The 12,643-nt window shown below is 60.3% G+C and carries 11 protein-coding genes; 8 read left to right on the top strand and 3 right to left on the bottom strand.

Annotated elements, in window-relative coordinates:
- The first annotated feature begins 157 nt into the window (after nucleotides 1-157).
- Nucleotides 158-898: a GntR family transcriptional regulator gene (locus tag ACP7EG_RS07560; RefSeq protein WP_426087161.1), complete on the top strand. Its 741-nt coding sequence runs from the start codon at nucleotides 158-160 to the stop codon at nucleotides 896-898.
- Nucleotides 899-900: 2 nt separating this feature from the next.
- Here ACP7EG_RS07560 and ACP7EG_RS07555 read toward each other — a convergent pair whose 3' ends face one another.
- The gene (locus ACP7EG_RS07555; RefSeq protein ID WP_426087160.1) at nucleotides 901-2,034 is read right to left on the bottom strand and encodes a nuclear transport factor 2 family protein; all 1,134 of its coding nucleotides are present in this window, start codon (nucleotides 2,032-2,034) and stop codon (nucleotides 901-903) included.
- A gap of 142 nt (nucleotides 2,035-2,176) precedes the next feature.
- Nucleotides 2,177-3,235 carry a helix-turn-helix transcriptional regulator gene (locus ACP7EG_RS07550; protein ID WP_426087159.1) on the bottom strand — a complete coding sequence of 353 codons (1,059 nt, stop codon included), beginning with the start codon at nucleotides 3,233-3,235 and terminating at the stop codon, nucleotides 2,177-2,179.
- Nucleotides 3,236-3,422: 187 nt separating this feature from the next.
- On the opposite strand from ACP7EG_RS07550, the gene ACP7EG_RS07545 reads away from it, so the two are divergent.
- The 7 genes from ACP7EG_RS07545 to ACP7EG_RS07515 all read left to right on the top strand — a co-directional run bounded on the left by ACP7EG_RS07545 (nucleotide 3,423) and on the right by ACP7EG_RS07515 (nucleotide 10,889).
- Entirely contained in the window at nucleotides 3,423-4,304 is an 882-nt protein-coding gene (locus ACP7EG_RS07545) for an N-acetylmuramic acid 6-phosphate etherase (RefSeq protein ID WP_426087158.1), read from the top strand.
- A 45-nt stretch (nucleotides 4,305-4,349) separates the two neighbouring features.
- On the top strand, nucleotides 4,350-5,648 hold the full coding sequence (locus tag ACP7EG_RS07540) for an MFS transporter (protein WP_426087157.1): 1,299 nt from the start codon (nucleotides 4,350-4,352) through the stop codon (nucleotides 5,646-5,648).
- Nucleotides 5,649-5,739: 91 nt separating this feature from the next.
- Nucleotides 5,740-7,401, top strand: a complete 1,662-nt coding sequence (locus ACP7EG_RS07535; protein ID WP_426087156.1) for a glycoside hydrolase family 10 protein — start codon at nucleotides 5,740-5,742, stop codon at nucleotides 7,399-7,401.
- A 94-nt stretch (nucleotides 7,402-7,495) separates the two neighbouring features.
- Nucleotides 7,496-8,443: an N-acetylglucosamine kinase gene (locus ACP7EG_RS07530; RefSeq protein WP_426087155.1), complete on the top strand. Its 948-nt coding sequence runs from the start codon at nucleotides 7,496-7,498 to the stop codon at nucleotides 8,441-8,443.
- Between the two features lie 30 nt (nucleotides 8,444-8,473).
- A complete protein-coding gene (locus ACP7EG_RS07525; protein ID WP_426087154.1) occupies nucleotides 8,474-9,289 on the top strand; it encodes an N-acetylmuramoyl-L-alanine amidase in 816 nt (271 codons plus the stop codon).
- Nucleotides 9,290-9,372: 83 nt separating this feature from the next.
- Complete coding sequence (locus ACP7EG_RS07520; RefSeq protein WP_426087153.1) at nucleotides 9,373-10,275, top strand: LysR family transcriptional regulator; 903 nt, start codon at nucleotides 9,373-9,375, stop codon at nucleotides 10,273-10,275.
- The gene (locus ACP7EG_RS07515; protein WP_099761433.1) at nucleotides 10,275-10,889 is read left to right on the top strand and encodes a M15 family metallopeptidase; all 615 of its coding nucleotides are present in this window, start codon (nucleotides 10,275-10,277) and stop codon (nucleotides 10,887-10,889) included. The genes ACP7EG_RS07520 and ACP7EG_RS07515 overlap by 1 nt, the downstream gene beginning before the upstream one ends.
- On the opposite strand, the gene ACP7EG_RS07510 is transcribed toward ACP7EG_RS07515, so the two are convergent.
- On the bottom strand, nucleotides 10,890-12,269 hold the full coding sequence (locus tag ACP7EG_RS07510; RefSeq protein ID WP_426087151.1) for a sodium-dependent transporter: 1,380 nt from the start codon (nucleotides 12,267-12,269) through the stop codon (nucleotides 10,890-10,892).
- Nucleotides 12,270-12,643: the final 374 nt, after the last annotated feature.

The following is a 12,643-nucleotide window of genomic DNA, read 5'->3' as shown; positions in this document are numbered from 1 at the left end:
ATTGCTTATTTATCTATAATGCAAAGCTATACCCACGGTAAAACATTGTTTTTTTAAGTGTATAACCGTTATTTATGGTCATTTTCCATATATTCATGGGTGGACGGGCTACGCGCAAGCGCCATCGCTATTACACTAGGAGGACAAGGAGAACTGTATGAGCCAGACCAGCGTAGAACTCAAGGTCGATTTAAATGACAATTCGCCTTTATATATGCAGATCGCCCGCAAGCTGAGCGATGACGTACGCAACGGCCGCTACCAGGTAGACCAGGCCCTGCCCTCTGAACGTACCCTGTCCGAACTGCTTGACGTATCGCGCGTGACTGCCCGCAAGGCCATCGACCAGCTCGTTGAGCAAGGCCTCGTCGTGCGCCGCCGTGGTTCGGGCAACTATATTGCTCCACGCATCGAGCAGCCGCTGTCGAACTTGTCGAGCTTTTCCGAGCAGCTGCAGCAGCGCGGCTACCGCCCCGGCTCGCGCTGGCTCAAGCGCGAAGTCGTCATCGCCAGCAGCGATGAACAGCTGAGCCTGGGCCTGGCGCAGAACACAAAAGTGGCGCGCCTGGAGCGCCTGCGCCTGGCCGACGACGTGGTGATGGCGTATGAAGTGAGCGTGCTGCCCTTCAGCGTGGTGCCGGACCCGGCCGCCATGGGCGATTCGCTGTATGAATACTTGAGCAGCATCAAGAAGGCCCCCGTGCGCGCCTTGCAGCACATCCGCGCCATGAATGCGACGGCCGTGCTGGCCAAGCAGCTGGGCATCCCCGATGGCCAGGCCGTGCTATTTATTACGCGCATCGCCTACCTGGAGTCGGGTGAAGCGGTGGAGCTCACGCATTCGTATTGCCGCAGCGATCATTACGATTTTGTGGCGGAAATGCGCCGCGCTCCATAAATCTACTGCTCGAGCAGGCGCATCATGGATTCGGCCACGCCGACGGACGACTCCCAGCTCATGCCGGTCACCAGCCGGCCATCGACCTCGACGTGACTCTTGCCGTTGGCGCCGTGTCTGAATATGCCGCCATGGCGCTTGATGCTGGCTTCTGCCGAAAAGGGATAGGCCTTGTATACCGGCGATTCCTTGTTGAGAAACGCATCGGGGAACGAGGTGAGCACCTTGCCCTGGATGAGGAAAGTACCGTCACTGAGCTTCAGGTTCTTGATGCCCTCGGTGCCATGGCAGATGGCCGCGATCACCCCGCCCTGTTGTTCGTAGATGCGCACAGCGATGTCCTGCAGCGGCTTGTTTTCCGGGATGCCGACGATGGCCGCGCCGCCACCGACGAAAGCCATGCCCGCATACTCGTCTGCCCTGACCTCGGCGACGGGTTTGGTATGGGCCAGTGCCCACATGAAATCACTGTCGTACAGATGCTTCTTGAGCAACTCATCCGACGTGACGATCATTTCCAGGGGAATAGCGCCACCGTCGGGACTGACGAAGTCGACCGCGTACCCTGCTTTGCGAAAGGCATCATAGGTATACGCCAGCTCGGGAAAATTATTGCCTGCGTTAATTTTTGTGCCCGGATATTGATGCACATTCGACACCACCAGCAGCACCTTGCGTGCCTGGCGCGGGGCTGCCGGCTCGCGATCGGCCGACTTGCTGATGATCTTCCAGTTGCCGGCGATCTTTTTCAAAAGAAACACATCCACATAGCGCACGCCTTGCTGGGGAATGTGGATCTCGGCCTTGGCGCTGGCCACCTTGCCGCTCACTTCCACCTTGATCAGTCGCCCATGGCGCCCATTGAATTGCCCTTTTTTCTCCTCGGTAAAGAGTTTGGCGTATTCCGGACCGCTCAACTCCCATGCCGCATCGTTTTTGCCGTCGAGGTAAAGACGGGCGGTGGCATGGAAGGCCTGGTTGATCTCGTCCGGTACGTTGAAGCTGGTGCCATGCAGATACAAGCGTACGGTCTCCCGGACGGCATTTTCGTCCTGGTCTGCGGTGGCGGCGGTGCCAGCGGCGGCGCTGCTGAGCAAGCAACAGGCGAGTACCGTGCGCATTAAAAATTGAATCATGGATTTACCCTGCATGTAGAACTGCGTTTATCGGAGCAACGACTATGTCAGATCGTTGCTGGTCGATAAGTTATCGAAATGCAGGGGAATTGATGTCGCCAAACAGGATTTCAGACTCCGGAATGGCGATTCCGGAGCGGTTTTACGCGGAAACAGCCCTGGCCACCGGGCTGAATTGGGCGCGGAAGCTGGCGGGAGTCTGCCCAGCAATTTTCTTGAAGGTGGAGTAGAAGGTGGAACTGGAATTGAACCCGCAGCGCTCGGCAACGATATCCATGTTCAGTTGCGGTTCGTCCGTCAATAGCTGTTTCGCTTCGGCGATACGGTATTCGTTGACGTAGGTGTTGAAGCTCTTGCTCAGCTTGTCATTCAGTACCTGCGACACCTGCGCCTGCGTGCATCCCGCCCGCTTGGCCAGTTGGGCCAGGGTCAGGTTCGGATTCAGATAGGATTTCTGCCCGCTCATCTGTTGTTCCAGCGCAGCGAGCACGGCAAGTCCATCTTCGTGCGTCAGGCGGCTATTCTTGTATTTCTGCCTGGGGTCGGCAAGCGTCGAGGTTTCCTTTCTCAGCAGAAAGACCATGACCGCGACATGCAGCGAGAAGGTGAACGACAAGGCGCCGACAATATAGGACGTGAACGGCGTGCTCGCGTACGCCGCCAGCATGACACAGCTGCCTGCAAAGACGCTCAGCAGTAGCGCGCTGCTGGTGGCCATCCGCTGTCCTTCGTTCAGCCATGCATGGCGGTTTTGCCAGAGCAACTTGGCAGTTGCCAGCAGGTAGCCTAGCCAGAACACGTGAATGGCATGACTCGACAAGTCCCAAGCAGAACGATATGCGGAATACGGAAAGGCAACGCCTATGCCTATCAGCAGGAAGGACAAGCCGAGATGCCAGCGCCATTGCTGGCCGGCAGGCAGTTGCGCGCGCCCGGCCAGGAAAGAGCGCACATAGAGATAGGTCAAGGGACCGATCAGCAGGCAGGCCGACAGGCCCAGCTGGCGCAATTCGATGGCGATCGCCGGGTTGAAATAGAGGAAGGCGGATTTGGCGGTGCGCACCCCGACGGCAAGCAACAATGCACCGAGCATGCAGTCGGCCAGGCTGCGGGGCCGACGGCTGAAAAAATAGACGGCCAGGAAAATGCCGTTGATGGCGCCAAGGGCGCTAAACAGGAACAGCAATTGGCGAGCGATCATGGGGCGTGTCGTGGATTAGGGCGTCGAATCGAAGTATAGACACAAATGGGAGCGTATCGAAGTACAAGTAGCACACCACCTTCCTGCACTAGCCATAAGCTTCCGTTATGCCCGTCCGCCAAGCTTTCATGGCTGATCTTGCACATCGGTATTAAACTGGTTTCACGTTCAACTATGTTCTGAAATCATGTTGAAAACTGAAACCCCGAGCCGGCGGCATCCGGATCTGGATCTGTATCCCGTGGAGCAACTGGTGGCGGCGCTGGTCGATGACCAGTTCTGGGCCGTCGAAGCCGTGCGGCTGGCCTCGCCCGCCATCGCTGCCGCCATCACGGCCGCCCTGCCCCGTATCGCGGCCGGCGGACGCTTGCTGTATGTGGGGGCCGGCACCTCGGGCCGCCTGGGCGTGCTCGACAGCGTTGAATTGACTCCCACGTTTTCCTGGCCGCCCGAGCGGGCCGTCGCCATTCTCGCTGGCGGCGCCGGTGCCATGTTTGCGGCCGTCGAAGGGGCGGAAGATGATGTACAGCAAGGCGAGCGGGATTTGCTGGCCCTGCAGCCGCAGGTCAACGATGTGGTGATCCTGCTGGCCGCCTCCGGTGCCACGCCGTACGTGCTGGGCGCCCTGCTGGCCGCGCGCGCGGCAGGCGCCTTGACGATCGGCATCGCCAACAACGTGGGCGCCCCCGTGGCGCACGAGGCGCAATGCGGCATCGTGCTCGACACGGGCACGGAAGTCATTTCCGGCAGCACGCGTCTGAAAGCTGGCACGGCGCAAAAAATCACCCTGAACACGATTTCCAGCGCCCTGATGGTGGGTTTGCACAAAACTTACGGAAACTTGATGGTAGACTTGAAGCCGACCAACGCCAAGCTGATCTGGCGGGCGGTGCGTCTGACCATGCATGCCACGGGCGCCAGCGAAATGCAGGCCAGGGCCGTGCTGGAGCAATGCCACTATCACGTCAAGGTGGCGATTGTTGCCTTGATCAAAAAAATCAACACAAACCAGGCACAGGCATTGTTGGCCGGCGCGGACGGCAGTGTGCGGGCGGCACTGGCGGCGTGATCCGATGGCACGGCATTCTTCTGTCTGGGAGACCAAGAAGGATGTATGGAGCTAGTGAAACAAACCACCGCGGCGCGCGCGAACAAGCCGTGGCTGTGGATCCCTTCCCTGTATTTCGGCCAGGGCATCCCCTATGTAGTGGTCATGACCTTGTCCGTGATCATGTACAAGAACTACGGTTTTTCCAATACGGATATCGCCCTGTACACCAGCTGGCTGTACTTGCCCTGGGTCATCAAGCCCCTGTGGTCGCCCTTCATCGACATGTACCGCACCAAGCGTTTCTGGATCGTCGGCTTGCAGCTGGTGATCGGCGCCGCGCTGGCGCTGGTGGCCCTGACGACGTCCTTGCCGCATTTTTTCCAGATCAGCCTGGCCATCTTCTGGCTGATGGCCTTCAGTTCCGCCACGCATGACATCGCCGCCGACGGCTTTTACATGCTAGGCCTGGAAGAGCACCAGCAGGCGGCCTTTGTCGGCGTGCGCAGCACGTTCTATCGCCTGGCGATGATCGCGGGCCAGGGCGGCCTGGTGTTTCTGGCCGGCTATCTGACGCATGCGACGGGTAATGTGCAGCTGGCCTGGTCGGTCGTGTTCGCGATTCTGGCGGGCCTGTTCATCGCCCTGTTCCTGTATCACTATTTTGTCTTGCCGAAACCGAAAGATGACCGCCCCAGCATCCAGGATGCCGGTGTTTCTCCGTTGCAAGAGTTCGTCGCCACCTTTGCCGCCTTCTTCAAGAAGAAGGATATTTTCGTCATCCTGGGCTTCTTGCTGCTGTTCCGCCTCGGCGAAGCGCAACTGCTCAAATTGGCCGCGCCCTTCCTGCTCGACCCCGTCGCCAAGGGCGGCCTGGGCCTCAGCACGGAACAGGTGGGCCTGGTCTACGGCACCATCGGCGTGATCGCCCTGACCCTCGGCGGCTTGCTGGGCGGATTCATCATTTCCCGCTTCGGCTTGAAACGCTGTTTGTGGATCATGGTGCTGTCCGTCCACTTGCCCGACCTGGTCTTCGTTTACCTGGCCAGCGCATTGCCCAGCAGCATCTATGTGATCGCCGGTGGCATTGCGTTGGAGCAATTTGGTTATGGCTTCGGTTTCGCGTCCTACATGTTGTACATGATCATGGTGTCCGATGGCGCGCATAAAACGGCCCATTACGCCATTTGCACGGGTTTCATGGCCCTGGGCATGATGCTGCCGGGCATGGCCAGTGGCTGGATACAGCAAATGCTCGGTTACCAGCACTTTTTCATCTGGGTCTGCATCGCCACCATTCCTGCCTTCATCATGGCCGCACTGGTCAAGATCGATCCCGAATTCGGCAAGAAGGCCGAGGCCTGATTCTTTTGAACCGTGCGCCCGCAAGGATGGCGGGCGCACAGTAAAATGCCCGCACCGATACACCTGCGCTTCACCACTGCAAGGAATTGTTTTGTTGTCTACTTTGAAAAAACGCCTGGGCGCCACGGCTGGCGTGCTGGCCGCGCTGGCCACCGCCACATTGCTCAGCAGCTGTACCAGCACCAAGCTGCCCTCTGCAGTGACGCCGGGCGACGCGGGCTTGCCGGCTGTGCCGCCCGTGCAGCACATCACGGGCGAAGTGCCGCCGCCGGCGCCGCGCGAATTCCGCGCCGCCTGGGTCTCGACGGTCGCCAATATCGACTGGCCCAGTCGCAGTAATTTGCCGGTGGCCAAGCAGCAAGCCGAGGCAATCGCCATCCTCGACCGCGCCAAGTCCTTGAATCTGAACGCGATTGTGCTGCAGGTGCGCCCTAGCGCCGATACGATTTACCCGTCGCAGCTGGAGCCATGGTCGGAATACCTGACCGGCAAGCAAGGCCAGCCGCCATTGCCCATGTATGATCCGCTGGCCTTCTGGGTAGCCCAGGCGCATGCGCGCGGCCTGGAATTGCACGCCTGGTTCAATCCTTATCGTGCCCGTCACGCGACGGCCAAGTCGCCGCTGGCGCGCGACAGTTTCGCGTCCACCAACCCGACGTCCGTCAAGCAATACGGCCGCTACCTGTGGATGGATCCGGGCGATGCCGCCGCCTCGAAGCACACGACGGACGTGGTACTCGACGTGGTGCGCCGCTACGATATCGATGGCGTGCACATCGACGATTACTTTTATCCGTACCCGATCGACGCGCCCGGCGCCGGTGCGGGAGCCGAGACGGCCGCGCTGGACGCGGGCAATGGCGCCGCCAAGCGCGAACTGCCGTTTCCCGATGAGCCTTCCTGGCAGCAATATCTGCTGGCCGGTGGCCAGCTGGACCGATCTTCCTGGCGCCGCCAGAACGTCAACCAGCTGATCGAATCCTTGTATACAGGCATCCACCGCGAAAAGAGCTGGGTGCGCTTCGGTATCAGCCCGTTCGGTATCGGCCGCCCCGACCGCCGCCCTGCCGGCATCGTCGGCTTCAGCCAGTACGATAAATTGTATGCGGATGCGGAACTGTGGCTGGCCAAAGGCTGGCTCGACTACCTGTCGCCGCAGCTGTACTGGCCCGTGGCGCAGGCGCCGCAAGCGTTTGGCGTGCTGCTCGACTACTGGCTGGCGCAAAATCCGTATGGCCGCCACGTGTGGCCAGGTTTATATACAAGCCGGATCGACAATTCCGCCAAGTCCTTCACGCCGCAAGAGATCATCAAGCAGATCGAAGTGACGCGCACGCGCCCCGGCGCGAATGGCCAGGTGCATTTCAGCATGGTGCCCTTGATGCAGAATCGCAAGGGTGTCAGCGAGCAACTCAAGGCGACCGTGTATCAAAGCCCTGCCCTGATTCCCGCCACGCCGTGGCTGGGCAAGGAAGCGCCGGGTACGCCCTTGCTGGCCTTGCGCCGCGATTCCACCAGCCTGAACGTCAAATTGACGGCGGGCGGCGGCAAACCCGTGGCGCAGTACGCCGTCTGGGCCCGCTACGGCGAAGACTGGCGCTTTAGCGTGGTCACGGGCGTGCAGGGCGAGCTGACCCTGGTCGATGATGCCACCGGTAAAATCAATGCGGTGGTCGTCAGTGCCGTGGACCGTCTCGGCAATGAAAGCCCTCGCGTCACCGTGCGCGCACCGTTTACGGCCGCCGCCAAGTAATTGTTGGCCGTTCAACGGTAGTCCATAACCTGCAGGCATGAAACATGCGCAAGCTTTCATGCCTGCAAGCTCAGCTTGGCTTTACACTCTTGCCATGATTTCCTTCCCTACAGCCAATAATGCGGTACCCGTGCTGGGCCTGGGCATTGACGCGGGCGGCACGCAGACGCGCTGGGCCCTGGCCACCGTTGACGGCGTCATCGTGGCCGACGGCGCCGTGGAAGGCTTGTCTGCCTTGCAAATGAGCAGCGATGCGGGCCGCGCAGCCGTGCACGCCACGTTCACCGGGCTGTGCCGTGCCGTGCTGGCCGTCGGCCGGCCGCGTGCCGTGGTGGCGGGCTTGACGGGTTTTGGCGGCGACGATGCTGTGCTGGTGCAAACGCTGGCCACTTTGCTGGCGCTGGACGCCGCCCACGTCAGCGTGGGCAACGATATCGACATCGCCTATCGCGACAGTTTTGAACCGGGCGAAGGTTATCTGGTCTACGCTGGCACGGGGTCGATTGCCGCCTGGATCGATGCGGATGGCGTGTTTCACCGCGCGGGCGGGCGCGGCGTGCTGCTCGACGATGGCGGCGGCGGCTACTGGATCGCGCGAGAAGCCTTGCGCCACATCTGGCGCCGCGAAGACGAGGCGCCCGGCAGCTGGCAAAGCTCGCCCATGGCCGAAGCCGTGTTTGCGCATATCGGCGGTAGCGACTGGTCGCTGTCGCGCGCCTTCATGTATGGCCAGGACCGGGGCGCCATCGGCCGGCTGGCATTGGCAGTGGCTGCCAGTGCGGACACCGACCCGCTGGCGCTGGACATCTTGCAGCGCGCGGGACAGGAACTGGCGCGCCTGGCGCTGGCCCTGACGGCGCGCTACGGTCCCCGTCCCGTGGTGCTGGCGGGGCGCGCGGCGCAGTTGCACCCGGCTATCGCCACTGCCATGCGCGCCGCTTTGCCTGTATCGTTGCAGATGGAGCAAAAAGTTGCCCGGTCGCATGAGGCCGCGGCCAAGCTGGCAGCCAGGACGGCCAGCTTGTGTGCCGGCAAAAACTGACTATTTTATTAACCCGAACATGGATCTTTCATGAAAAAAATCGCCCTCGCCCTGCTGGTGGCCCTGCTCTCCGCCTGTACCACGCCCGCGCCGCACCTCGACCATAGCTTGACGGCGCGCAGCCAGAGCCCGCGCGTGAAATTCATCGTCATCCATTACACGGTCAGCGACTTGCCCCGCTCGATCAAGATCCTGACGGAACAAGTGGTCAGCAGCCATTATTTGCTGACCGACACGGACAAGCCGAAGTTTTACGTACTGGTCGACGAATCGCGTCAGGCCAATCACGCGGGTGTGAGTAACTGGAAGACTTATACACAGTTGAATGTCAGCTCGATCGGCATCGAGATCGTCAACCCCGGCTACAAGGACACGCCGGAAGGCCGCCTCTGGTATCCGTTTCCGCAGGCACAGATCGATGAGCTGATTCCACTGCTGAAAGATATCCAGGCCCGCTACAACATCGCGCCGGAAAACATCCTGGGCCATAACGAGATCGCCCCGCAGCGCAAGCAGGATCCGGGCCCCCTGTTTCCATGGCGCCAGCTGGCCGCTGCCGGCCTGATCGTCTGGCCGGACGCGAACCGTGTGGCCGCGCAGCGCCTTATTTTTGAGCAGCAAGTGCCGGACGCCGTCTGGTTCCAGAAAAAGCTGGCCCAGCACGGCTATGCGACGCCGAATACGGGCATCTTCGATGAAGCGACGCGCAATGTGCTGATCGCCTTCCAGATGAAATACCGCAACACATTGTTTGACGGCACGCCCGATGGCGAAACGGCGGCCCTGCTGGAAGTGCTGACGACGCCGGCCCCAGCGGTTGCAACACCCGCTGTTGCAACAAAGTAGCATAGCCGTTCCAGCCCATGACTTTTTCTTATATGCTGAACGTTGACGGCCCAGGCGGCCACGGCAAGGTAAAGGAATAGTTCATGCGGCTGCGTCATATCGAAGTGTTTCACGCCATCATGCAAGTTGGCACCATCAGCGGCGCCGCCCAGGTGCTGCATATCTCGCAACCGGCCGTGACCAAGGTCTTGCAGCATTGCGAGTTGCAGCTGGGCATGCCGCTGTTCGAGCGCGTGCGGGGCAAGCTGTACCCGAAGCCGGAGGCGCACCGTTTGTTTGTCGAGACGGAAAAGCTCAACCGCGATTTATTGGGCATTCGCCGTCTGGCGGCCAGCCTGAAGGGCCATGCGGTGGAAACCATCCGTTTGGTTTCCACGCCAACGCTCGCCATCAGTGTCTTGCCGTTTGCCATGACGGAGTGGCGGCGCGACTTTCCCTACACGCGTTGCCAGCTGGCTACCCACCACACGGGCGAGATCGTCAATACCCTGCGCCTCGGTGAAGCGGACCTGGCCGTATCGCTGCAAGACCCGCGTCATCCGGGCATCGTGGCCGAACCGCTGGCGCACGGTGTCATGACGGTGATCGCGCCGGCTGGCACCTGGCATGCGGCCGATTGCGGCACGCCCTTGACGGCGCATGGCCTGAATGGCGAGCTGATCGGCCATGCGGACAATGATCCGCTGGGCGAACTGGTGGTGGCCGCCTGCGAGGCGCAGGATATCCACCCCGTCTTCAGTACCGTGGTGCAGACCTATCAAATTGCCCGTTCCCTGGTGGAAGCGGGCGCCGGCATGGCCGTGGTCGACCCGTTTACGGCCGCGTCCGGCTCACCCGAGCGCTTGCAGCGCCGTCCCTGGGCACCCACGATACCGATTCAACTGTATTTATTGACGGCGAGCCACTCGCCGCTGTCGCATGGCGCGCGGCGCCTGGCCGACAGCATCGGCGTGGCGGCGCGTCAGTGTCTGGAAAGAGGAGTCTGATGTCTGTTGCAATTTTGCAATTGGAAGCGGTCGGCAGCGATCCGCAATTTCGCCACCTGAGCAGCATCGCCGGCATCGCCGTCGACTTGCGCTATGCCACGCCCGACAATTTCGTCGGCCGCGACTTATACAGCCCCATCGATTGCGCCTGGCTGCACCGCGATGCGGCCGCTGCGCTGGAACAGGCCGTGGCCTGGCTGGCCGCGCATCGCCCCGATCATCATCTCTTGGTGCTCGATGCCCTGCGCCCGCAGCGGGTCCAGCAGCAATTGTGGGATGCGCTGCAGGGAACCGAGTTGCTCGGCTACATCGCCGAACCGTCGCGCGGCTCGATTCACTCATTTGGTATGGCGCTCGACATCACCATCGTGGGACCGGATGGGCAGGAACTGGATATGGGCACGGGATTTGACGACTTGAGTGAACGCTCACACCCGGCGCTGGAGCTGGCTTTGCTGGAAAGCGGGGAGATTACGCAGGAGCAGGTGGCGCATCGCCGCTTGTTGCGCGACGCTATGTTCCAGGCGGGCTTCTTCGGCATCAACAGCGAATGGTGGCATTTCGATTGCGGCGACCGGGTGCTGGTGCGCCAGACCTACACCCGGGTACTCTGATTAGAAGACCTTTAATCCCTTCAGCATCACGATCAGGATCAATACAGGCGAGACAAAGCGCAGCAGGAACAGCAGCACATGCGCCAGAGTTTGATTCTGCAACTGGCCGTGATTGCTGATCGCCTCGATGAAATGCTGCTTGCCCCAGGCCCAGCCGGTAAACAAGGCAATCGCGATGCCGCCCAGGGGCAGGAAGATATTCGACGAGACGAAGTCGAACAGATCAAACATATTCAAATTAAACAGCTTGAAGTCCGCCAGGGTGCTGTTGCTCAGCGCGCATACGGAACCGAGCACGGCCAGCAGCAGCATGGTTACCACGGTGGCCTTGGTGCGCGTCCAGCCGAAGCGTTCATGGAAGATCACCACCGGTACTTCCATCAGCGACAGCATCGCGCCCGTGGCGGCCACGGCGGCCAGGATAAAGAACACCACCATCAGCGCTTGCCCCATCGGGATTTGCGAGAACACGGCCGGAATCGTGATGAACACCAGCGACGGTCCCGCGCTGGGGGCGAAACCAAACGTGAACACGGCAGGGAAGATGGCGATGCCAGCCAGCATGGAGACACCGAGGTCGGCCGCCATCACGCGCAGGGTAGTGACAGGGATATTCTGGTCGTCGCGGAAATAGCTGCCATAGGTCATCATCGTGCCCATGCCGACGGACAATTTAAAGAAAGCCAGGCCCATGGCCGTCAGCACGACGGAAGCCGTCAGCTTGGAAAAATCAGGACGAAACAAAAAGGCCAGGCCTTCACTTGCTTTATCCAGCGACAGGCTGACCGCACAGAGCAGCAGTAGTAACAGGAACAGCAACGGCATGAGTTTCTTGGCGATCGCTTCGATGCCCTTGGTCACGCCCAGCATCAATATGCCACCGATAAACAGCAGCACGCCCCATTGCCAGAGCAGCGACTGCAGGGGATTGCTGATCAGGGAGGCGAAGGCCGCTTCCGTCACCAGTTTGTCGCTGCTGAGGATGGAGCCGTCGATGGCCTTGGCGATATACGCAAACACCCAGCCCACCACTTCCGAGTAAAACGCGACGATCAGGAAGGCGGCGATCATGCCGATCACGCCGACCAGCCACCACGGTTTGCCCTTCGGTGCCAGCTGTTCCATGGTGGAGATCGGGTTGACCTTGGCGCGGCGCCCCAGGGTAATTTCCGCGATCATTACGGGCAATCCCACTAATAAAGTGGCGAGTAAATAGATGAGCAGGAAGCCGGCGCCGCCATTCGCGCCCGTCAGATAGGGGAACTTCCAGATATTGCCGAGACCGACTGCGGAACCGAGGGTGGCGGCGAGCACGCCGAAGCCAGTGGTAAAGCCAGCTCGTTTCAGGGTCAGGCCTGATCCTTGAGCTTGTTGTTTCATGGTGAATCTTCTATGGTGGGACGCGAATTTGCGCTGAGGGGGCGAAATTGTAGCAGTTGGCCGCAAATACCCCGGAAAAGCCTTGCTACTGGCGGGGCGCTTTGCTATAGTTCGCCTCCCCAATGAGACGCAGTCAAATGCGGCACTTGAGGATCACCGGAAACGGCGATGAGCAGGAAAAGAAGGAGTTGACGGATGTAGTGAAATGCTTCATACTCTTCCTTCTTCGCAGCTGACAAACAAAACGCTTTGTCAATAGCGCGAAAGCAGTACCGAATACCGTTCTTTAACAATTAACAGTCGATAAGTGTGGGCATTTGATGTAAGTGCAGCGTCAATCTTCGGATTGGCGTCTAACTTAAAATATCAAATGT

It is taken from the genome of Janthinobacterium sp. PSPC1-1 (genome assembly GCF_049897625.1).
Classification (GTDB): domain Bacteria; phylum Pseudomonadota; class Gammaproteobacteria; order Burkholderiales; family Burkholderiaceae_D; genus Janthinobacterium; species Janthinobacterium tructae.
Note: the sequence above shows the minus strand (reverse complement) of the source record. Positions and strands in the feature narration are given on the sequence as shown.